This is a genomic window from Bacillus sp. FSL K6-1012 (assembly GCF_037964915.1).
In the GTDB taxonomy this organism is placed as follows: Bacteria; Bacillota; Bacilli; order Bacillales; family Bacillaceae; genus Bacillus; species Bacillus halotolerans.
Genome location: NZ_CP150175.1, coordinates 1,891,605 through 1,918,163 on the forward strand (window position 1 = coordinate 1,891,605; position 26,559 = coordinate 1,918,163).

Annotated in this window: 2 protein-coding genes (1 of these 2 cut by a window edge); both read left to right on the forward strand. The window is 45.9% G+C overall.

Annotated elements, in window-relative coordinates; genetic code table 11:
• A protein-coding gene (locus NSS75_RS09785; RefSeq protein WP_339237266.1) for a type I polyketide synthase crosses the window boundary here: on the forward strand, positions 1-13,712 show its 3' portion. Its footprint begins 28 nt before the window's first position; the window shows 13,712 of its 13,740 coding nt (coding positions 29-13,740); its start codon lies beyond the left edge, outside the window; the stop codon is at positions 13,710-13,712.
• Positions 13,713-13,727: 15 nt separating this feature from the next.
• A complete protein-coding gene (locus NSS75_RS09790; RefSeq protein WP_339237269.1) occupies positions 13,728-26,528 on the forward strand; it encodes an SDR family NAD(P)-dependent oxidoreductase in 12,801 nt (4,266 codons plus the stop codon).
• The last annotated feature ends 31 nt before the right edge of the window (positions 26,529-26,559 follow it).

Sequence of the window (26,559 nt, forward strand, 5' to 3'; positions counted from 1 at the left end):
TAACGAAGCAACTCACTCTATCGTTAAAAAATCCGTTTATTTATCACCATGTGGTTTACGGACAACATGTTCTTCCGGGTTTGGCTTATATTGATATGATTTACCAGATATTCAGAGAACACGGCTATTCCTTCTCAGAGCTTCAGTTGCGGAACTTATCCATTTACCAGCCGTTGACTGCTAGACAGGATTCGGTAATTATGCTCAATATCGATTGCACGGAGAAAAATGAAGGGCATTGGCAAATATCAGTTAAAGGCTTCGAAAAACGCCGCGATAAAGAAGCGTCAGATGAAAAGCTCTTTATGAAGGCTGATATGCACACCGACGTGCCGGCAGTGTTTGAAGAAACACTGGAGATCAATCACCTCAAAGCAACTCCGGACACGATTGTACAGCTCGATGATGTGTATGAACAGTGCAGACGCCAGGAACTTGTGCATAGCGGATATATGAAAGCGAATGGACATATTTATGAAGAGGAAGACGGTGTGCTCCTTGATCTTTCTCTTGGCTCCGAAGCTATGCTTCATGCAGAAGGCTTTATGTTTCATCCGGCTCTCATCGATGGGAGCGGAGTGGGAGCCAACAATTTGCTTACATCTTTGCTTAAAGGGGAACAGAGGCTGTTTTTGCCTCTGTTCTATGAATCTTTTTCTGCTTCAGCCCTTTTGCAGACGCATTGCATGACAAGAATTAAGCGTTCATCTGTCCGTCAGGAAAAAGAGCTCATTTATGTAACGCTTGAATTTTTTAATGCTTCGGGAGAAAAGGTGGCTGAACTGAAAAACTTCACAAGTAAATTAGTGCGTGAAGCAGAGCTTATTCATGGAGGCCGCAAGGATTTGCCTCAAAGCCAGGAGGCGAGTAAAGATACAGCCGAACTTTCACAGGCTGCAGAAGGAATCAAAGAGGTGTCATCGTCAGCCGAGAGTACGGGGACATATGAGGCAGCTGAACAATTCGTCAGCCAATTAATCGCAGACAAAATTAATAAGGCGGTTGAACAGATTGAAAAGCAGGTCGGCTATTATCAAATGGGACTGAATTCATCCGGTTTGCTTGAAGTGGTAGAAACCATCAGTGACAAAATTGGTGAGAGCCTTTCACCGACTCTCCTGTTTGAGCATACCACGATTGCGGAGCTGTCAGCGTTTCTTGCCCAGGAGTACGGTGAGCATTTTACCTCCTCTCATTCTATTGATCAAAACGAACGAAAGCGTGCCGCTATTCGCACAATTGATCGCGGTACTGCTGAAAGCCGGAAGAGACGTATACATGAGGATTCTGCCCGAACTGCACCTCTGAAGGCAGCGGAGGGAGACATTGCGATTATCGGCATGGCGGGCCGGTACCCGAAGGCAAACAATATTCATGACTTTTGGAACAATCTGAAAGAGGGAATGGATTGCATTAGTGAGATTCCCGAGTCGCGCTGGGATTGGAGGCGCTTTGAAGGAATCACCTCCCCTTCAGGAAAAAGCATTTCTAAGTGGGGCGGATTTATTGATGATCCTGATTGCTTTGATCCTCAATTTTTCAGAATTACGCCGAGAGAAGCGGAGACAATGGATCCTCAGGAGCGGCTGTTTTTAGAAACATGCTGGGAAACGATTGAGGATGCTGGCTACACGCCGAAGACGTTGGCCAAACCTAGAGGACGGAACAAAAGACAGCATGTAGGCGTTTTTGCCGGCGTCATGCACAAGGATTATACATTAGTCGGTGCTGAAGCAGCATCGAAGGAAAATGTGTTCCCTCTCTCTCTCAACTATGCGCAAATTGCCAACAGAGTGTCCTATTTTTGCAATTTCCACGGTCCGAGTATGGCGGTTGATACGGTATGTTCCTCATCTTTAACTGCCGTACATCTGGCGTTGGAAAGCCTTCGTCACGGAGAGTGCGAGGTCGCATTAGCCGGCGGTGTTAACCTTTCTCTGCACCCGAATAAGTATATGACGTACGGTGTTTGGGATATGTTTTCCACTGACGGGCACTGCCGCACGTTTGGCAAGGATGGGGACGGCTATGTGCCGGCAGAAGGAATTGGTGCGGTCTTATTAAAGCCTTTACGTCAGGCCGAGAAAGATGGAGATCGTATTTATGCAGTAATTAAAGGAAGTGCAGTCAACCATGTAGGAACTGTAAGCGGGATTTCTGTGCCAAGTCCTGTTTCACAAGCTGATCTGATTGAGACATGCTTGGAGAAAACAGGGATTGACCCGCGGACTGTCAGTTATGTGGAAGCGCACGGAACCGGTACATCTTTAGGAGATCCGATCGAATTACAGGGTCTGGTAAAAGCGTTCCGCCAATATACAGAGGATCGTCAGTTCTGTTCAATCGGTTCTGTCAAGTCAAATATCGGGCATGCGGAATCCGCCGCAGGTATCAGCGGTTTAAGCAAAGTCGCCCTTCAGCTTCACCATCAAACCCTCGTGCCTTCTTTGCATTCAGAAGAGCTGAACCCGTACGTTGACTTTGAAAAGTCGCCATTTTATGTGCAGCATAAAACCGAAACTTGGAAGCAGCCTGTTATCAATGAGAATGGTGAGGAAATCATCTATCCGCGCCGGGCAAGCATCAGTTCGTTCGGTGCAACGGGGTCTAATGCCCATATGATTTTAGAAGAATACATTCCTGAAGCAGCGGAGCAGACCGTGTCTGTACCTGACACCACACCGGTGATTATTCCGCTTTCTGCCCGGAATCAAGAACGTCTTCATGTGTATGCGGAACGTCTTCTCGATTTTCTTCATGAGGGTATTGAAATCAGAGATGTGGCTTATACATTGCAGATTGGCCGTGAACCGATGGAAGAGCGGGTTGCTTTTTTAGCAGGCGGGATTCAAGAATTGAGAGGTCAATTAGAAGCATATCTAAAAGGACAGGAAACCATTGAGCATTGCTGGAAGGGCCGAATGACAAAAGAAACCGGTGATATATCACTTTCCGGAGAAACAGTACATAAATGGCTGGAACAAGAAAATCTAAACCTGATCGCTGAAAAATGGGCCGGCGGATCTGCGGTTGATTGGAAGCTCTTATACGGGGGAAACAAACCTAAGCGGATCAGCTTGCCGACATACCCTTTCGCAAAAGTGCGGTATTGGGTGCCGGAGAAAGAGACAGAGATTGACTTGCCAAAACAGAATTTGACCCTAGGCCATGCCATTCATCCTCTCCTGCACGAAAATGTGTCTGACATGTCGGGCGTGCGTTTTCGTTCAGAGTTCACAGGGCGTGAATTTTTCTTAAAGGATCATGTCATTAAAGGTCAGCACATTTTACCCGGTGCAGCCTTGTTAGAAATGGTTCGGGCAGCTGCAGAAAAGGCGGCTGCGAACCAGATGCATGCAGATATTCGTCTTCAGGATATCGTTTGGATTCGCCCTGTTGCTGTCACAGATCTGCAATCAGACATATACGTTCACCTTTATCCGGAAGACAATGGTGATATTTTGTTCGAAATCTGCAGGGAGAGTGACAGCGCGGGGGAGGAACCGGTGATATACGGCCAAGGAAGCGTTGTGCTTTGCCAGACTGAAGAAGCTCCTAAACTGAATATTGAAGAGGTGAAAGCAAGCTGCAGCAGACGCATTCTGCCGCCTGGTGTATGCTATGACGCTTATGCGGAAATGGGCATTGAGTACGGTGACGGCCACAGAGCGATTGATACTATATATGTCGGGGCAAACGAAGCTCTAGCTAAATTGACGTTGCCGTGTGTCGTTTCACATACCCAAGATCATTATGTTTTGCATCCGAGCATGATTGATGCGGCATTTCAAGCTTCTATCGGTCTGAGGCTTGGAACAGAGGATGCCAGTTTGACAGAAAGCCAAGCAATGCTGCCTTTCGCATTGCAGGATGTCCAAATTTTCAAAGATTGTGAGACTTCGATGTGGGCCCGCGTGAAATACAGCAAGGACAGTACCGCCGCGGATCGTATTCAGAAGCTTGACATCGATTTGTGTAATGAAGCGGGCCAGGTATGCGTGCGAATGAAAGGTTATTCTGCCAGAACTCTAGAAAACGAGACAGATTTAGCAACTGGCACACTTTTATTCGAGCATATATGGGAAGAAGCAGCTGTTTCAGAGAAAAATGAGTTAATGGAATATCAGGGGCATAAAGTTATTGTTTGTGATATGGCAGAAAGGCAAATCGAAAGAATCCGGCACAAGTTTGACTGTACGGTATTAGAAAAAAGCGGGCAGGCAGTTCATGAACGGTTTAAAGCGTATGCTTTACAGTTATTCGAAGACATTCAACAGCTGCTAAACTCAAAGCCTGGCGGGAATGTGCTCGTTCAAGTCGCTGTTCCTGCATTGGACGAACCGCAGCTGCTAAACGGCTTAGCGGGACTTCTCAAAACGGCCCAGCTGGAAAACCCAGCATTCAATGGCCAGCTGATTGAATTTGATTCAGGGATATCTGCAAGCGATCTGGCCGAAACATTAGCAGAATGCAGGCAATATCCTCATGATAACCATATCCGATATTGGCAAGGAAAACGGTATGTAAGCAAATGGAAAGAGACAGCAGCTGATCAACCGGGCACCGACATGCCATGGAAGGATAAAGGGGTTTATCTGATTACAGGCGGTGCAGGGGGGCTTGGTTTCCTATTTGCAAATGAAATTGCAAGCAAAACGCGTGAGGCTGTCATGATTCTCACAGGCAGGTCTCCGCTCAATGAAAGAAAGCAGTCAGAGCTTCAGAAGTTACAGAAAATGGGCGCGCGTGTTGTTTATAGACAAACCGATATGACTGAAAAAGAAGCTGTTATGGCTTTAACGAAAGAGATTCAAGAGGACTATGGCGGCTTAAATGGCATCATTCATAGCGCTGGCATTATAAAAGATAATTTCATTATTAGAAAAAAGAAAGATGAGATTCAAGATGTGCTCGCTCCAAAGGTCACCGGCCTGATTCATCTTGACGAAGCAACGAAAGATATCCCGCTCGACTTTTTTATCCTTTTTTCTTCAAATGCCGGGACAGTGGGAAGTGCGGGACAGGCGGATTACGCAATGGCAAATGCTTTTATGAATACATTCAGCGAGTACCGGAATGTCCAAGCAGCACAGCACAAGCGCTACGGGAAAACCCTTTCTATGAGCTGGCCGCTGTGGAAAGACGGAGGCATGCATGTTGATGCTGAAACCGAAAGGGTGCTGACGAGAGATACAGGTATGGTCGCCATGGAAGCAGATGACGGAATTCAGGCATTATACCATGGATGGGCCTCAGGAAAATCGCAGCTGATGGTGGCTGCAGGCGTTGTGAGCAAAATCCATTCATTTTTGGATCAAACAGGAAATGGACCATCTCCAAATGGAAAATACAAAAGTGAAATTCAGCATACTGAAAATGCGAGTTCCGTGATGGGAGCCGATGAAGAGATGCTGAGAGAAAAAGCAGAGGATTATTTCAAGAGTGTGCTTTCCTCAGTTACAAAGCTGCCTGTCAGCCAGATTGACGCCGAAGCTCCAATGGAGGATTACGGAATCGATTCAATTATGATCATGCATGTTACCGGACAATTAGAAAAAGTATTCGGTTCATTGTCTAAAACCTTGTTCTTTGAATACCTCAATATTCGGTCATTATCACAGTATTTTACTGAATCACATAGAGAAAAGCTGTTACACATCTTGGGGATTGAATCAGAAACATCTTCTTCAATAGAAGAAAATAGAAGGACAGATTCTGAGACCGAAGAGAAAAAAGAAATTCCGGTTCGCCGCAGAAAGTCCGGATTCGTCCCCATGCAAAGAAATGGGCAAAAGCAGTCTGCTGAAAAAGAAACGGAAGAGATTGCGATTATCGGAATCTCCGGACGCTATCCGCAAGCAGACAATATCCATGAACTGTGGAAAAACTTGAGGGACGGCCACGACTGTATTACCGAGATTCCTGAAGACCGCTGGGACCACAGTCTCTATTACGATAAAGATAAGGACAAACCAGGAAAAACGTACAGCAAGTGGGGAGGCTTTATTAGGGATGTAGATAAGTTTGATCCGCAATTTTTCCATATCTCTCCTCGTGAAGCGAAATTAATGGATCCGCAGGAGCGTTTATTTTTGCAATGTGTTTACGAAACGATGGAGGATGCCGGATATACAAGAGAGCACCTCGGCCGTAAACAGGATGCTGAACTTGGCGGAAACGTAGGCGTTTACGTCGGTGTCATGTACGAAGAATATCAGCTGTACGGAGCGCAAGAACAAGCGCGGGGCCGGTCTCTGGCTTTACCGGGGAATCCATCCTCTGTAGCAAACCGGGTATCCTATTATTTCGATTTCCATGGACCGAGTATGGCTCTGGATACGATGTGCTCTTCTTCATTGACCGCTATACATTTGGCTTGCCAAAGCTTGCATCGCGGTGAATGTGAGGCAGCTTTCGCAGGGGGAGTCAATGTTTCAATCCACCCCAATAAATATTTGATGCTTGGACAGAACAAATTTATGTCAAGCAAAGGCAGGTGTGAAAGCTTTGGACAGGGAGGAGACGGCTATGTGCCGGGAGAAGGCGTTGGAGCTGTACTCCTTAAGCCATTGTCCAAAGCGATTGAAGATGGCGATCACATTTATGGAGTCATTAAGGGCACAGCCATTAACCACGGAGGAAAAACAAACGGATACTCAGTTCCTAACCCGAAAGCCCAGGCAGATGTCATTAAAAAGGCGGTTACAGAGGCGCAAATTGACCCGCGGGCTATCAGTTATATCGAAGCGCATGGCACCGGTACTTCACTCGGAGATCCTATTGAAATAACAGGACTGGCTAAAGTGTTCTCAGAACATACGAAAGACAAACAATTTTGTGCCATAGGCTCAGCCAAATCAAATATCGGGCACTGTGAGAGTGCAGCGGGCATTGCGGGATTAACAAAGGTATTGCTTCAAATGAAATACAGACAGCTGGCGCCTTCCCTTCATTCAAAAGTGCTGAATCCGAATATTGACTTCTTCAATTCTCCATTCAAAGTCCAGCAAGAGCTTGAAGAATGGAAGAAGCCGATCATTGAAGTAAATGGAAAAGAAATTGAATATCCGCGAGTCGCAGGCCTCTCATCATTTGGCGCCGGAGGGGGTAACGCCCATATTCTAATAGAAGAATATGCTTCCAAATCTGAGCCAGAGCATTCTTCAGCGGGACAGGCGGCTGTTATTGTGCTCTCAGCAAAAAATGAAGAGAGACTTCAAAAACGGGCGGAACGATTGCTGGATGCTCTCCGTGAGGGGCGTTATTCTGAAGCCGATCTGCCTCGTATCGCATATACGCTTCAGGTCGGACGGGAAGCAATGAATGAGCGTTTGGCGTTTGTGGCTGAAAATATGCAGGAGCTTAAAGAAAAGCTGAATGATTTTATCTCTGGAAAAGAACACATTGAACACTTATATCGGGGACAAGTGAAGCGAAATAAAGAAACCATGGCAGTTTTTGCGGCTGATGAAGATATGGCGAAGACAATTGAAGCATGGGTTCGCAAAGGAAAATTCGCAAAGTTTTTAGACCTCTGGGTCAAAGGGTTAAATATCGATTGGAACATGCTTTATCAAAATGGTAAGCCGCGCCGTATCAGCTTGCCTGCCTATCCTTTTGCAAGAGACCGTTATTGGATAGAAGAAACTGTGGTGAAGACAGTTGAAAAAAGACCGGTGAAGCCGGCTGTTACATCACAGCCAGTCATCCAAGATCCATTTATTCCGGAAAAAGTCAGCGGTAAGCCTGCCAATATTTCGTTGCAGCCTTTGATGGCAAGCAGTCAGGAAACACAGCAAAGTACATCTGTTCCGCTGCAGCCGGTTAGAAAGCAGCAAACCATAACTGCTGAAGTCTTATGTGATGAACTGACGGCAAGCTTAGCAGACGTGTTATATATGGATCAAATTGAAATCGACCCGGACGAGGCATTTATTGATATCGGCATGGACTCCATTACCGGTCTTGAATGGATAAAATCAATCAATAAGAAATTTGGTACATCGCTTCTTGTGACCAAGGTTTATGATTATCCGACAATCCGTGATTTTGCCGCTTTCTTAAAAGATGAATTAAGCACACAAGCTGATGGAGAAAATGCAGAAAACCATCCGCAAAAATCAGAGGAGACGTATACACCGATACAACGGGAATCCATCTTATCTAAACCGGATAATATTTCGTTGCCGCCTTTAGGCCATCATGAGCCGGAGCAGCAGAAACCAGTTGAAGACATTCAATATGCAGCTGCGGAAATTTCTGCTTCCAGTCAATATGCTGGAACAATTGAAACACTGAATGATGAATTAAAGGAAAGCATTGCTGAAGTGTTATGCATGGATTCCCAAGAGGTCGATATTGATGACACCTTTATCGATATCGGAATGGACTCCATTACAGGACTAGAATGGATAAAAGCAATCAATAAGCAATATGGCACATCATTTTCAGTTACCAAAGTTTATGATTATCCAACAATTCGTCAGTTTGCAAATATGTTAAAAGCCGAGCTTGTCAATCATAGTAATAGAAGTAAAGAAAGAGCGGATGAGCTTTTCCAAGAGAATAAACAGCCTGAAGCAACAGCTAAAGCTAAAGCGAAACCCGCGGAGCGTTCGATTCAGCCCGTTCGGCTGCCAGCGATGAAAGCGCCTGAACAGAAACCAGACCGATCTCATCAAGGTTACCGAGACGATGCGATAGCCATAGTCGGGATGGCAGGCAGATACCCCGGTGCCAAGGATGTAAGAGAATATTGGGATCATCTGGTCAATGCAAGAAATGCGATTCGTGACATTCCGAAATCACGGTGGGATGTAGACAAATACTATGACCCGGCACTGAATCAAAAGGGGAAAGTCTACTGCAAATCACTGGGGATGCTGGATGATATTGAACATTTTGATCCGCTGTTTTTTAATATTCCGCCGTCAGAAGCTGAACTGATAGACCCGCAGCATCGAATCTTTTTGCAGGAAGGATATAAAGCATTCGAGGATGCCGGATATAATGCGCAAACGTTAAGCAATAAAAAGTGCGGTGTTTATCTTGGCATTATGAGCAATGAATACGGAGTGATGCTGAATCGGAATCAGGCAAGAGCAAGCGCCACCGGAAACAGCTTTGCGATAGCGGCAGCGCGTATTCCGTATTATCTCAATTTAAAAGGGCCGGCGATTCCGATCGATACGGCATGCTCATCCTCACTAGTCGGTACACATTTAGCGCGTCAAGCATTAGTAAACAAAGAAATTGATATGGCGCTGGTGGGAGGAGTCACCTTATACCTGACACCGGAATCTTACATCAGTATGTGTGAAGCCGGCATGCTGTCTCCTGATGGACAATGCAAAGCATTTGATAATGGCGCAAATGGTTTTGTTCCCGGAGAAGGGGCAGGAGCGCTCGTTTTGAAACGGCTGAAAGATGCAGAAGCGGATCGTGATCACATCTATGGTGTTATTATCGGTTCGGGCATTAATCAGGACGGGAAAACAAACGGAATTACGGCACCGAGCGTGAAAAGCCAAATGGATCTGGAACGGGATATATATGAGACATATGGCATACATCCTGAAAGCATTAGCTATGTTGAAATGCACGGCACCGGAACAAAACAAGGAGATCCAATAGAATTAGAGGCGCTGTCAACCGTCTTTAAAGAGAAAACAGACAAAAAGCAATTTTGTGCGATCGGTTCAGTGAAAAGCAACATTGGCCATACATCAGCGGCAGCGGGTGTTGCCGGTGTTCAAAAAGTGCTGATGTGCATGAAACATAAAACGCTGGTGCCTACGTTGAACTTCTCTGAACCTAATGAGCATTTTCAATTTGAAGAATCGCCTTTGTATGTAAACACTGAGCTTAAGCATTGGGAAACGGCTGATAGAAAACCGCGGCGGGCCTGTGTGAGTTCTTTTGGATATAGCGGAACGAACGCCCACCTCGTGATTGAAGAATATCAGTCTGATAGAAACAATGATCCATTGCCAGATCGCCATCATTCAAAGCTATTTGTGCTCTCAGCGAAAAAGAGGCAGCAATTGAAGGCTTATGCCCAATTGATGAGAGACTTCGCAGATTCTAATAAAGATATCAATCTGGATGATATGGCATATACCCTTCAGACTGGCCGGGAACCAATGGACTACCGAATGGCATTTTTGGCTGATTCGAGAGAAATGCTTATCAAAACGTTAGAAGACTATATTGCAGATATTCCGAATACGGAAATCTATGACGCGCATGTCAAAACGAAGAAAAGTGAAATGAAAGTGTTTGAAACAGATAATGACGCCAAAATCCTGCTGGAAACGTGGATTGAGAAAAAAAGGCTGGAGAAGCTAGCAGAATTATGGGTAAAAGGATTGCGAATAAACTGGAACAAGCTTTATGGCGATCACGTGCCTCGCCGAATCAGTCTGCCTGCTTATCCGTTTGCAGAAGAATACTATTGGCTCCCAATTGAAGATGCTGCAGAAAAAGACAGCCGTTCGGCATTGCCATCTGCTGTACGGCCTACGAAACAGAGCTTGTTACAAAAACAGTGGCAGGATTGCCCGATTACATCAGCAGAACGTATGAGCCAAACGGTTGCCATATTGGCAAACGCAGAAACAAGGTCATTGGCTGAAGAGCTTTCCCTGTATTTCTCGAGCTATCGCATCATTGACAGCCAAGAGCTTGAGTATCTGTCAGACGCCGACTGGGAAAATGTCGGCGGAGCAGTGGATTTGATCGGATGCGGAATGAGCCATGAGCAATCGATAAACTGGATCAGTTGGCTGCAAAAACTGATTGAGCTTGGCCGTAAACACAAGCAAGAATTGACTGTCTTGTGTGTGACGAAGGGGCTCGAGTCTTTTGAAAATAAAGATGTTAATCTGTCCGGTGCATCCCGGGCTGGTCTATACCGAATGCTCCAAAGTGAATACAGTCACCTTACATCAAGACATATGGACACAGACCATGTAACAGCCGAAAAGGAGCTGGCCAGACAGATTGCAGATGAATTTTATGCTGACAGTACAGACACCGAAGTCTGTTATCGAGACGGACGGCGTTATCGCGCATATTTGGACGAGCGAACAGCAGATGCTGTTAATCAAAAAGAATTATCGTTTCCGTCAGATCAGGTGCTGTTGATTACAGGGGGGACAAGAGGGCTTGGAATGGTGTGTGCGCGTCATTTTGTGCAAACATACGGGGTGAAACGATTGGTTCTCACCGGCCGTGAAGTCATGCCCCCGCGTGAACAGTGGGAGTTTCTTAAAGCGAAAAACACGCCGCTTGCTCAGAAATTGAAAGCCATGCAAGAGTTGGAAGAAATGGGTGCTCAAGTACAAGTGCAGTCTCTTCAGCTATCCGATCCGCTTGCTGTCAAACAAAGCATCGAGACGATTCAGCAAACGATGGGAGCGATTGGCGGAGTGATTCATTGTGCCGGGGCTGTGAATAAACATAATCCGGCATTTATAAGAAAATCAGCAGAAGAAATTCAAGCCGTGCTGGAGCCGAAAGTCGGAGGGCTTCAAACCTTATTTGACCTGCTCAAAGATGAGCCGCTGCAATTCTTTGTTTTATTTTCATCTGTATCAGCGACCGTCCCTGTGCTTGCGGCCGGACAAGCTGATTATGCAATGGCGAATGCATTTATGGATTATTTTGCAGAATCACATAAAGATAAATATCCGATCGTCAGCATTCAGTGGCCAAATTGGAAGGAGACCGGCTTAGGCGAGGTTCGAAGCAAAGCTTTAGAACAGACCGGACTGTTAGGCTTGAATAACGAGGAGGGATTGCAGCTTCTGGATCAGATTCTTTCTGCAAAACAGCAAGCTGTTGTCCTGCCCGCGATTCACCATACAGATGTATGGCAGCCGGGTAAGCTCATGCAGCACTCACTGACGGATAAGGCTTTCCAACGTGCTGAGACAAGAGAACAAGACAGCGCTCAGAGCTTGTTCCATGGAACAGTAGAATGGCTTGTGACTATTTTTTCTGACGAGCTGAAGATAGGCGCCGAAGACCTTGAAACTGATGAGCCTTTTCAAGAATACGGAGTAGATTCGATTATTTTGGCGCAGCTATTACAGCAGATTAATCAAAAGTTAAAAGGAGATATCGATCCATCTATTTTATTTGAATACCCCACAATAGAATCTTTTGCAAAGTGGCTGATTTCTGAATATAAATCTGCCTTACCAGATGCTGTACATCCAGCTGACTCAAAAGAACATGTGCCTGATGCGGCATCATTGCCGCCCGATCAGGCTTCCGCGGCGAAACAGCAAATGCAAAAGGCAAGCGATATAAAACCGGCAGTTCATGCAGAAGACATCGCGATCGTTGGCCTGACATGCCGATTTCCCGGAGCGGAAACGCTGGAGGCATACTGGGATTTAATACGTGACGGTCGATCAGAGATCAAACCTGTGCCGCATGAACGCTTTGGCAATTCAAGCTCGTATTATGCCGGGGTAATCGAGGACCTGAACCGATTTGATCCTGATTTCTTCCTGATTTCCGATGATGATGTCAGAGCAATGGACCCGCAGGCTTTGGCAGTATTGGAAGAAAGTCTGAAGCTGATGTATCACGCCGGGTACACCGAAAAGGAAATGAAAGGCATGCGGGCTGGTGTCTATATAGGAGGTCGCAGTCAGCACAAGCCTGACCAATCCAGTCTTTCAAAAGCGAGAAATCCGATTGTGGCTGGAGGACAAAACTATTTAGCCGCTAATATTTCACAATTTTTTGATTTGCGAGGACCGAGTATTGTTCTGGATACAGCTTGTTCCTCTGCATTGGTCGGCATGAATATGGCCATTCAGGCTTTACGAAACGGAGATATCGAGGCAGCGGTTGTCGGCGGTGTCAGTTTGCTCGATACAGATGCACATCGAATGTTTCAGGAGCGCGGACTTTTAAGTGACAAGCCGTCTTTCCATGTATTTGACAAGCGAGCAGAAGGCGTCGTTTTAGGAGAAGGCGTGGGAATGGTTTTAGTCAAAACGGTCAGCCAAGCACTTGAAGACGGAGATTCCATTTATGCTGTCATTAAAGCCGCAGCTGTAAACAATGACGGAAGAACGGCAGGTCCGTCCGCACCGAATCTTGAGGCGCAAAAGGACGTGATGCTGTCGGCGCTTGAGAAAAGCGGCAAAAAGCCTGAAGAAATCAGTTATCTCGAAGCAAATGGATCTGGTTCAATTGTGACAGACTTGCTTGAGCTTAAGGCGATTCAAGCGATTTACCGTTCCCGCTGCAATGCTCCATTAGGACTGGGGTCGGTTAAACCTAACATCGGCCACCCTTTATGCGCAGAAGGGATAGCAAGCCTGATTAAGGTTGCTTTGATGCTGAAACATAGACAATTGGTTCCGTTCCTGTCAGGTGATGAGAAAATGACGCATTTTAATATTGAGGAAACGGATTTGTATTTTTGTAAAACACAAGCCGAGTGGAAAGAGAAAACGCCGGCTGCAGCAATCAATTGTTTTGCTGATGGAGGAACGAATGCCCACTTGATTATAGAAGCTTGGGATGACTCAGCTGATCGGCCGATCAGAAGAAAGCCTTTGCCGCTGCCGGCACTGCATCGGCGGCCCGTTTTAACAGAGAATCGAGCCCTATCAGCTCAAACTGAGCGGGGACAAGGGTTTTCAGACAAGGGTGCTCCTAAAGAAATGTTTTGGAAAACTTTCAAATAAGAGAGGAGTGGGAACATGATAACTGAACAACTGCGCATCTCATTAAATAATCCTATCATGTGCAATCACAAGGTATATGGACAAGCGTTATTACCCGGCCTTGCTTATATAGATCTGATTTATCAAGTATTCCAAGAACATGGTTACGCTTATCAAGAGCTAGAACTGAAAAACCTGACCATTTTTTATCCTTTGATCGCGGAAGCATCGTATGACATTGCCCTGACAATCCAAGTGTCTGAAAGCAAAAAAGGGACATGGTCCATCTTAATTGAAGGGCAAAAACAGCATGGAGAGTCGTTATCAGGTCATAGACGATATGCTTCGGCCGAGATGCATCATAAAGCACCAGCTGCTTTCACGGAAAAGATCGACCTTCATCAATGGAAAAAAGCGGCCGGCCGAATTCTGAATTTGGACGACATCTATGATCAATGCCGCCGTCAAGAATTAGTGCATACAGGCATGATGAAAGCTGAAGGACAGGTGTATGAAACAAAAGAGGCCGTTTTGATTGATGTATCTGTCGGACAAGAAGCATTGCTTCATTCTGAGGCTTTTATGTTTCATCCGACGCTCATCGACGGCAGCGGTTTAGGGTCAAGCGGCTTGCTCTCAAGTGTAAATAAAAACGAACAGACTGTGTATCTGCCTTTGTTTTTCGAATCCTTTACAGCTTCGGAGCCATTACAAAAAGAATGTGCGGCGCGCATTCAGGCTTCCTCCGTGCGCCAGAAAAACGAGCTTACTTATATGACCATTGAATATTTTAATTCTTCTGGACAAAAAGTAGCCGAACTTAAAAACTTCGCAAGCAAGTCTGTCCGGGATGCGAAGGCCTTTCAGCCTGAAAAAGAAATCGATCAGCTCCAGGAAGAGAGAGTGGTAAAAGAAACTTCTGTCTCTCATGACGCTGGCCGGAAATACAATGCGTTTGAAAGGTTACTGCGTCAGTTGCTGGCTGAACAGCTTGAAAAACCGGCAGAACAAATGGATATTCACGCCGGGTACTATGAGCTTGGGTTAGATTCGCCATCCTTGCTTGAAATTGTTCAGGCGATAGGATCTCATGTTGGAGAAGATCTCTCTCCCACTTTGCTGTTTGAATATACAACGATTGCAGAATTATCAGCGCATTTGGCTGAAAACTATTTGTTTGGAGAGGCGGACGATGCTGTCCGCCAGTCTCCTGCATCACTGCCGGAGTCTTTAGATGCTCCTTCTTCCCCGGCAAAAAAAGCGGAGGACATCGCGATCATTGGGATGGCAGGCCGTTATCCTAAGGCGAAAAACATACAAGAATTTTGGGAAAATCTTAAGGCTGGAACAGACTGCATCAGTGAAATTCCGAAATCACGGTGGGAATGGAAGGAATTCGATGAACTGACAACACCTTCAGGAAAGCCTTTTTCAAAATGGGGCGGGTTCATTGAGGATGCCGATTGCTTTGATCCGCAATTCTTCAGAATTTCTCCCAGAGAAGCAGAAACCATGGATCCTCAAGAACGCTTGTTTTTAGAGACATGCTGGGAAGCCATTGAAGATGCAGGTTATACGCCTGAGACAATTGCTGCACATCGAGGCGCTAATAAAAGACGGCATGTCGGCGTCTTTGCCGGTGTCATGCATAAGGACTATTCCCTTATAGGTGCTGAAGCTTTATCCGAACAAAATCCATTTCCTTTGTCCCTGAACTATGCGCAAATCGCCAATAGAGTGTCTTACTACTGTAATTTCCATGGGCCAAGCATGGCAGTGGACACGGTCTGCTCATCCTCTTTGACTGCCATTCACTTGGCGATAGAAAGCATCCGGAATGGGGAATGTGAGGCTGCGATAGCAGGGGGTGTCAATTTATCTCTGCATCCGGCTAAATATATCAGCTATGGCAGTGTGGGGATGCACTCGAGTGACGGCTATTGTCATACATTCGGCGAAGGCGGTGACGGATACGTTTCTGGAGAAGGGGTTGGAACGGTATTATTAAAGCCTCTGCAAAAAGCTGAACAGGATGGTGATCGGATTTATGCCGTCATCAAAGGAAGTGCCATTAATCATGTAGGCAAAGTCAGCGGCATTACGGTTCCGAGCCCTATAGCGCAAGCCGATGTTATAGAAACCTGCTTAGAAAAAACAGGAATCGATCCGCGTACGGTCGGCTATGTGGAAGCGCATGGCACCGGCACCTCATTAGGAGACCCAATTGAAATTCAAGGATTGGTGAAGGCTTTCAGCCGAAATACGCAGGATCAGCAATTTTGTTCGATCGGTTCTGTGAAATCAAATATTGGCCATGCTGAATCTGCAGCCGGCATCAGCGGGTTAACGAAGACCGTTCTGCAGCTGTATTATAAAACGCTGGTCCCATCCCTACACTCAGAAGAGCTGAATCCTTATTTGGAGCTGGATCAATCACCGTTTTTTGTTCAGCGCGAAGCAAAGAAATGGGAGCAGCCGGCATTGACAGAAAACGGAATGGAGATTAAGTATCCCCGCCGTGCCGGTGTAAGTTCGTTTGGAGCGTCAGGGTCCAATGCGCATATCATTTTGGAAGAATACATCCCGAAAGAGAACGACTCAGCCTCTGTTTCGGTGAAATATGAAGAGGTAATTATCCCCTTGTCGGCGAGAAATATAGACAGGCTGCAAGCATACGCCGGCAAACTCATTGAGTTTCTTCACGAGGACATTAATCTTTTTGAGCTTGCTTATACATTGCAGGCAGGACGGGTGGAAATGGAGGAGCGGGCAGCCTTCATCGTAAAAGACATAAAGGATCTAATTCATCAACTTCAAGCATTTGTAAAAGGTGAAGAAGCCGATCGCTGCTGGACCGGACAGGCCAAAGAGGGCCAAGGGTTTACCGGGGCAAAAGCGGGAGATTTGAAGAACATCGCGGAATCATGGGTTCAAGGAAAACAGGTCAACTGGGATGAACTCTACGGTGCTCGCAAGCCGCTTAAAATAAGTGTTCCAACCTACCCGTTTGCAAAAGAACGCTACTGGATACCGGCACCTGAGACGAAAATCAGCGGCAGAACAACGAATTCTGCATTACATCCGCTGCTGCATAGGAATACGTCAGACTTTTCTGAGCAGCGCTTTAGCTCTAGCTTCACAGGCAAGGAATTTTTTCTATCAGATCATGTTGTGCAGGGACAGAAAATCCTGCCGGGTGTTGCCTATTTAGAAATGGCAAGGGAAGCAGCGGAAAAAGCAGCGGGTGATCTGGGAGAGGGACAAAGAATTGTGTCGCTCAGAGACATCGTCTGGATTCGTCCTATCGCGATTGAAAGTGAACCAAAAGAGATACATATTGGCCTTTATCCTGAGGAGAGCGGAGAGATCAGCTATGAGATTTACAGCAAAGATGAAAACCAGATGATACACAGCCAAGGGACTGCAATCCTAGGTGCTGAACCGGACATTCCTGTTTTAGATATTAAAGCGCTGCAGGCAGAATGCAGTCTGGACACAGTGACGTCAGAGCAATGCTATGCGGCGTTTCGGAAGATAGGGCTTGACTATGGAGAGGGTTATCAAGGGATTAAAAAAGTGCTTATCGGACACGAACAATTGCTTGCAAAAATCTCCTTGCCCGCTTTTTTGGAAGACGGTAAGAAGCAATTCATGCTCCATCCGAGTTTGATGGATGCCGCTTTCCATGCATCGATTGGTTTTATCGTTAGCTCAGTCAATACGGATGCTCAAGTCCATAAGCTGTCTCTGCCGTTTGCAATGCAGGAACTTAACATTCTTGCCCCTTGCCCTTCTGAAATGTGGTCTTATATTAGATTCAGTTCAGACAGTAAGGCAGAGGACAAAATCAGAAAGTATGATATTGAACTATGCGATGAAGACGGGAATGTCTGTGTGCAAATGAAGGGTGCTTCCATTAGAGCGCTGGAAGGAGAACATCAATCTCCGAAAGCAATAGCAGCGGATTCATCATCGATAGGACATACGATGATGGTTCCTGTCTGGGAACCAGTGTCTCCAAATGCGGAGAGCGGTGTCTCGGCTGCCGGTGGACAAGCCGTTTTATTAGGGGGTACTGAGCACGAACAGAAGTTAATGAAACAATACTATCCTCAGGCTGTGGTTTTGGATATCCAGCCGGCAGATCACATGGAAACGATAGCGAACAAGCTGCAAGCGTGCGGCAGCATTGACCATGTACTGTGGATTGCTCCGCTACACTCAGAGCAAATGTTTATTGAAGAACAGGAAGAAAACGTTCTTCACGTATTTAAGCTTGTGAAAGCACTTCTTCAATTAGGCTATGGCGGGGAAAAGCTGGAATGGTCAATTATCACAGTCCAAGCGCAGCCGATTACTCAGCATGAAGCTGTCAATCCTGCTCATGCTAGCATTCATGGACTCATTGGCACAATGGCTAAGGAATATCCGCATTGGAAGATCCGGCTGATTGACCTTGAAGAAGGCTGCACTTGGCCGATCAAACAGATGTTTACACTCCCTGCAGACCGTCTTGGGCACGCGTGGGCCTATCGGAATCACCAATGGCATCAGCAGCAATTGATTCCCTACCAGCAATCCCCGTCAAATGATACGTTATATCGAACCGGCGGAGTGTATGTGGTTATTGGAGGAGCTGGGTACATCGGAGAGGCGTGGAGTGAGTATATGATCCGCCACTATCAGGCACAGATCGTTTGGATTGGACGCAGTCAAATCAATGATGCCATCCAGGCAAAATTAGACCGTCTCTCGGCACTTGGACCTGCGCCTTACTATATTGCAGCCGATGCTGCGGATATGCATTCATTGCAGCAGGCTTATGAACAAGTGAAAAAACGCCATCCTCATATTCATGGGATCGTTCATTCTGCAATGGTTTTATTTGAACAAAGCCTGGAAAATATGACGCTCGAAGAATTCAGAACTGGATTGGCGGCAAAGGTGGATGTAAGTGTTCATATGGCCCAAGTATTTCAGCAGGAGGATTTGGATTTTGCTCTATTTTTCTCTTCGCTTGTGTCCCATATCAAAAATGTGAAACAAAGCCATTATGCCTCTGGCTGTGCATTCGCAGATGCATTTGCTTACCGGCTGTCCCAAAGCTGGAGTTGTCCCGTTAACGTCATGAATTGGGGATATTGGGGGAACAGTGAAGCGGCCGAAGATGAAAATTATGTGCAGCTCATGAATCAAATTGGCTTAGGCTTAATTGAACCTGAGGAAGGGATGAAAGCGTTAGAAGCCCTGCTTTCAGGGCCTGTCAGCCAAACGGCTTTCATTCATACGACTAAACCTGTTGCAGTCGAAGGCGTGAATCAGAAGGAATTCATCACCTTTTACCCGCAGCAGCCTTCGATAGACGCCGAAAGCCTGAAGAGACGCCTGCCGGAAACACGGAAAATAAAAAGAGTAACACACGAGGAGCTGGACGCTCTCCTTTACAGACTTCTGTTAGCACAGCTGCAGACGGCCGGGCTGTTTGATGGTCATACATTATCGGTTGAACGTCTTCAAGGAAACAACAATACTCGTGAGTTTTATGAAAAGTGGCTCCGGCAAAGCAGCGAATTCCTTCTGCAGCAAGACTACCTTAAAAAAGATGGAGATTCTTTGGTGAGGAAGGACAAGGCAGCGGATATAGACATGCTTTGGAATGAATGGGATGCAAAAAAATCAGAATGGCTCCAAGACAGTAACACAAAAGCGATGGTTGTATTAGCTGAGGCCATGCTGAAAGCATTACCGGATATCCTGACAGGGAAGGTGCCTGCGACAGATATCATGTTCCCTCATTCGTCAATGGAATTGGTGGAAGGTATTTACAAGCATAACCAAGTTGCAGACTACTTCAATACAGTGCTCGCTGATACGTTAACAGCTTACGTAGATGAACGGCTGAAACAGGACCCTAAGACCTCCATTCGCATTATGGAGATAGGCGCAGGTACTGGCGGCACGAGTGCCGGAATCTTTCAAAAACTGAAAACCTATCAAAATCATATAGGAGAATATTGTTATACAGATCTTTCAAAGGCGTTTTTGCTGCATGCAGAAAAAGAGTATGGGGCGGAAAATCCTTACCTGACATATCAGCTATTTGACGTAGAAAAACCAATCGATCAGCAGGAAATCGAGGCAGGCGGCTATGACGTTGTAATTGCCGCTAATGTACTTCACGCGACAAAAAATATTCGCCAAACGTTGCGGCATGCAAAAGCTGTGATGAAGCACAACGGATTGCTGTTACTAAATGAAATGGCGGGAAACAGCTTGTTTCCACACATCACCTTCGGACTGTTGGAAGGCTGGTGGCTGTATGAAGATCCTGCGCTGCGAATTCCCGGCTGTCCTGGTCTATATCCAAACAAATGGAAAGAGGCCTTAGAAAGCGAAGGCTTTGAATCCGTGTTCTTCCCGGCAGAAGCAGCACATGACCTCAGTCACCAGATCATAGCAGCCTCAAGCAACGGAGTGGTGCGCCGTATGGCTATGGAAATGGTGCCTCCTGCAGAAAAGGATTTTTCTTCAGCGAGGAAGGAGCCGGCATCTGTCCAAAACGTAGCTTCAGAGATAGGCGGATCATCAAATGATGCCGTCTTGATAGAAAAAAGCACCGAGTATATGAAAAAACTAATCGGACAAACATTGAAAATCCCTGCAAGTAAAATTGATTCATCTGAACAGCTTGAAAAGTACGGCATCGATTCTATTGTCGTTGTTCAGCTCACGAATACATTACGTAAGGAACTGGACCATGTGAGCAGCACTTTATTTTTTGAGTATCAGACAATAGACGCGTTAGTGGAACACTTAATCAAAACGAAAAAAGCAGCACTTTTGAGACTGACAGGCCTTGACCGTCAAGTGCAAAATGACAAGCCGGTAGCAATCAATAACAAATCTTCACAGGAGGCTGGGCAGGTGCCTGACACAACCCGGCGCTATCGTAAGCTTGGCCGCAGCCGCGAGAAAGAAGCACCATCACTGGCACAAGCACCGGTCAGCCGTGATGTTGCCATTATCGGCATATCCGGGCGTTATCCTCAGGCGGAGACAGCAGAAGAATTTTGGAACAATCTAAAAGAAGGAAGAAATTGTATAGAGGAAATCCCGAAAGACCGCTGGGATTGGAAAGCATATTACGATAAAGAAAAAGGAAAAGAAGGCTCGATTTATACAAAATGGGGCGGATTTATCAAAGGTATGGATACTTTTGATCCTTTATTCTTTCAAATTTCTCCGCTAGAAGCAGAAAGAATGGACCCTCAGGAGCGATTATTCCTGCAAACCGCCTATGCGAGTATTGAAGATGCGGGATACACGCCAGACACGCTCTGCTCAAGCAGAAAAGTCGGCGTCTTTGCCGGAGTAATGAACAAAAATTATCCTACTGGCTACGGCTATTGGTCCATTGCCAACAGGGTATCCTACTTGCTGAATTTCCAAGGTCCGAGCCTTGCTATTGACACAGCATGTTCGTCTTCTCTGACAGCGATCCATTTGGCGTTAGAAAGCATTTACAGCGGATCAAGTGAGTGCGCCATTGTCGGAGGCGTCAATTTAGTTGTCGACCCTGTTCACTATCAGAACTTATCTGTCATGAACATGCTCTCTGAAACTGACAAATGTAAATCATTCGGTGATGACGCAGATGGGTTTGTTGACGGAGAAGGAGTGGGTGCCGTCATTTTAAAGCCTTTGCAAAAAGCAATAGAAGACGGTGACCATATATATGGGGTGATAAAGGCCAGCTCCATTAACAGCGGAGGCAAAACCAACGGATATACGGTTCCAAATCCGAATGCCCAAGCCAAGCTGATTAAAGAAGCCATTCAGCATGCCAATATCCCAGCCAGAACGATCAGTTATCTGGAGGCACACGGAACAGGCACTGCATTAGGAGATCCGATTGAGATTGCTGGATTAACAAAAGCGTTTGAGGAAGATACACAAGAAAGACAGTTCTGCGCGATCGGCTCCAGCAAATCCAATATTGGTCATTGTGAAAGTGCAGCCGGCATCGCTGGTTTGACAAAAATACTGTTTCAGTTTAGATACGGTCAAATCGCACCATCATTGCATGCTGAGCGTTTGAATCCAAATATTGAATTCAGTCAAACTCCGTTTATCGTTCAGCAAAAGCTTGGTGAATGGAAGCGGCCGATCATTGACGGTCGGGAAGTGCCGAGACGCGCCGGATTAAGCAGTTTTGGCGCCGGAGGGTCAAATGCCCATCTGATCTTAGAAGAATATATTCCGAAAACCGGGGCACAAACATCTCAAGCTCATCCTCCTGCTCTGATCGTGCTGTCAGCGAAAAACAGTGAACGGCTTCAAGAAAGAGCGGAGCAGCTGCTCACTGCCGTTCGCGAAAAAAGGTACAGTGAATCAGATCTGGTCCGGATTGCCTTTACGCTGCAAACAGGCCGTGAAGCAATGGAGGAAAGGCTTGGCTTTATTGCCGAATCAATAGAAGATCTAGAGAGCAAGCTGCTAGATTTTATAGAAATGAAAGCAGAGGATCTGTATCTGGATCGTATCGCCGATAATAAACAAGCATTAGCGCTCTTATCAGCTGATGAAGATACGGAGAAGATGATAGACGCCTGGATGAGCAAAGGGAAATTTACGAAATTACTGGATCTTTGGGTGAAGGGCTTGTCTTTTGACTGGACAAAGCTGTACGGAGCTCATAAGCCGATCCGAATCAGCCTGCCGACATATCCATTTGCGAAGGAACATTACTGGGCATCAAGTGTTGAAAAGAGAACAACGTCCTTTGAAAACAATATAGAACACCAAGAGCAAGAAGACTTCGAGGTGATGACCTTTAAAGAAGTATGGAAAGAACAGCAGGTGTCTCTCACATCGAAAAGCTTCACAACTCTCGTCTGTTTTCTGACTGACAGAGACAAGCAACAAGCATTTGCTTCAGCTGTGAAAAGCTTTGATCCAGAGACCCAGGTCATATTTGTTTCTCAAGGCGAAACGTACGGCAAACAGTCTCAATACTCTTATCAAATTGTACGGAAGGATCCCGGCACTTTTGAGAAAGCCTTCCGTAGGATTCAGGAAGAACATGGAGAACCGGATGCAATCCTCTATTTATGGGCGACGGAGGATTCAAGCTGTAGTCAGGATTATTCCTGTGCAGTCTATTTATTGCAAGCTATGGCGGCCGCGAAGATTCAACCTGCCCGTGTGTTATTGGCTGGATGTTTTGAAAATGGTCTTGACCGAAGTTATCTGGAATCATGGATAGGATTTGAACGTTCACTCGGGCTAGTCCTTCCGAATACGAAAGTGACAGGAATCTTTCAGGATGCTGATCAAATTCCAAAAGAATCAATGGATGATTGGACAAGTAAGATCTGGACGGAATTACAGGCTTCAACCGAACAAACCGTCTTGTATCAGAATGAGAAACGTTATGTATGTCAGATTGAACAGACAACGTTACAGCCAGGCAACAGCAAATTGAAGTCCGGGGGAACTTACCTGATTACAGGCGGGTTAGGAGGGCTCGGTTATTTATTCGCCAAGCATTTGGCTAAAAACTATGCCGCGAACATCGTTCTGACAGGACGAACGCCTATCAACAAAGAAAAACAAAAGCAGCTAAAAGCATTGAGGGAGTTAGGCGGCGAAGCCATGTATGCAGAGGCGGATGTGTGTGATCCGATCGCAATGGGAGACTGCGTGAAACGCGGAAAAGACCGGTACGGCACCATCAATGGTGTCATTCATGCCGCCGGTATCGAAAGCGGGTCCTCTATTTTTGAAAAAGAGATGGATAGCTTCAAGCGCATTATTGAACCGAAAATCAATGGAACGATCGCGCTTGACGAGTGGTTTAAAAAAGAAACCCTGGATTTTATCTGTTACTTCTCTTCGTCTTCTGCTATTTTAGGAGACTTTGGTTTTTGTGATTATGCGGTAGGGAATCGGTTCCAAATGGCTTATGCACATTACAGAAACGAGCTTCATCACGGTAATACATTTGTTATCAACTGGCCTGTTTGGAAGGACGGCGGGATGACAATCGGGAATGCCAAAACTACCGAGATGTACCTGAAGTCAAGCGGTCAGCGCTTCTTAGAAGCGGAAGAAGGCATACGTATGTTTGAACACATTTTGTCTCAGCAGGATGCGCAGCATCTTATCATAGCTGGTCAGCCAAGCCGGGTCCGACGCTTTTTAGGAATGACTGAACGTGCCGTTCCAGAACCGGACATGATAGCCCCGCCTGCACAAGAAACATCGGGCGGGATGAAGAACCTAAGCGTTGAAAAACGTTTGGAAATGGACTTGAAAATGCATATTCACACCTTGCTTAAGATCTCAAAAGACAAGCTAGACTTGAATAAGAACTGGGCCGACTTTGGATTTGATTCCATCTACTTGGCTAAATTCTCGAACGTGTTAACTGACTATTACAAAGTCGAGATAACGCCTGCATTATTTTTTGGCTATTCGACTTTAAAAGAATTGATCCGCTTCTTTTTAACGGATCATAAAGGCCTGATCGAAGAATTTTACCGGAATGATGCATCTGATACTCAGAATCAGGCAGAAGCTGAAGTGCCGGTTTCTGCAGCACTCGAAACACAAAACAGCCATAGAAGCGGCCGGCAGCTTTACACAGAGCCTATCGCCATTATCGGAATGAGCGGCAGGTTTCCTCAAGCTGATTCGGTTCATGAATTGTGGGACAATCTGAAAAACGGAAAAAAATGCATTTCAGAAATTCCGAAAGACCGCTGGGACTGGCGTGAAGTCAAAGGACATCCAGAGAAAGCAGAAGTGCCGAGATGGGGCGCATTTTTGAAAGACATAGACCGATTTGATCCGCTGTTTTTTCACATATCGCCTAAAGAAGCCGAAAGTATGGACCCGCGCCAGCGATTGTTTCTGGAAGAAGCATGGCATACATTTGAGGACGCAGGATATATGGGAAATCGGATTAAAGGAAAGTCCTGCGGCGTTTATGTGGGTGTGGAAGAAGGAGAATATGCCCACTTAACCGGTGATACGGATTACATTACCGGCACTCAAAACGCCACATTGGCTGCGCGAATTGCATACGCATTAGATTTAAAAGGACCTAATATGGCGTTGACGGCAGCATGTTCCTCAGGACTTGTAGCCATTCATCAGGCTTGCGCAGCCTTGCGTCAGGGAGACTGTGAAATGGCTTTAGCCGGCGGCGTCAGTCTGAATATTTCTCAAATGTCTTATGAGGCGCTGACAAAGGCGGAAATGCTTTCTCCAGATGGACAATGCAAAGTGTTTGACCAGGATGCCAATGGGCTTGTGCCTGGTGAAGCGGTAGCAGCTGTTCTGCTGAAACCATTATCAAAGGCAATTGAAGATCAAGATCACATTTATGGATGCATAAAAGCAAGCGGCGTGAATTATGACGGCAAAACCAATGGAATGACAGCTCCCAATCCTTTTAGCCAGGCGGAATTAATAGAAAGCATTTATGAAAAATATCAGATCAATCCGCTGGATATTCAATATGTGATGGCGCACAGCACTGGATCAAATCTGGGAGATCCGCTTGAAGTACAGGCATTGACGGGTGCGTTCAGCAAATATACGAAACAGAAGCAATTCTGCACCATCGGCTCGATTAAATCATTAATCGGACACACATTTGCAGCTTCCGGTGTGGTTGCTTTGATCAGTATGCTGATGGCTATGAAAAATCAAACCATTCCGGCTACCCATGAATGTGAATCGAGCAATCCCTATATTCAGTTTGCAGAAAGCCCTTTTGTGCTTCACAAAGAGAACCAGCCATGGATCAGAAAAAATCATAATCCGAGGATGGGGACAATCAGCACAACGGGCATCAGCGGTACGAATGCGCATGCAGTAATTGAAGAATACATTCCGGATGAGCAGGCATCCGTGCATCAAGAGCCAACCGAATGTCCGCAAGTTATCGTGCTTTCTGCTCAAAATGAGGATCGGCTTCACGATGCTGTTCTGCAAATGCTTGAGTATGCAGAGCATAATGACAGCCTTTCTTTACCTGATGTTGCGTATACACTCCAGGTTGGAAGAAAAGCAATGGAAGCAAGACTGGCGATCGTAGTGAATAATCAGGAACAACTGGTGCGAAAATTGAAGGAATTTGCAGAAGCGGTGAAGAATGGTGAATCATTCGGCCAATTTACATCCTTTTATACAGGGAATGCGGAAGACATTTCAGAAGAACGAGATGAGACATCTCTGAAAACGGTCGTCATAGAAAAAGATTTTAAAAAGATAGCAGATTGGTGGACGAAAGGAAATCATATTTCTTGGGAACTGCTCCATGAAGACAATAATGTCCGTATCGTTCCGTTACCTGGCTATCCATTTGCAAAGGAACGCTATTGGATCTCATCAGATAAGAATATTAGGCCATCGTCACAAGTCGTCCAAAGTGAGACTGACGAGTCCAATGAAGAGAAACACATTCAAGACATCATCGTACAATTTCTGGAACGAGAGCTGAGCCTGTCACGGCATCAAATCAATTTCAAAAGAAACGTTCAAGAATACGGGATGGATTCAATTCTTGGCCGAAAGCTGATGCGTCATTTAGAAAAGACCATTCAGATCAAGCTGACCGGCCGGGAGCTTCTTGAATTCCAGACAATCCAAGCGCTTTCTGCTTATGTGGCTTTAAAAGCTGAAGGAAAAAACCGAAGCGCGGAGGCTCTGCCGCAAAATCAAACCAACAGCCTGTACACTGACGAGCAAATCATCGGTTTGATGCAAGAGGTGGCGCAAGGGAAATTGGATTTTAAGAGTGTGCAAAACATCATAGAAGGGAGTTAATCGTATGAACCATAAAGAAATTCTCGATGCC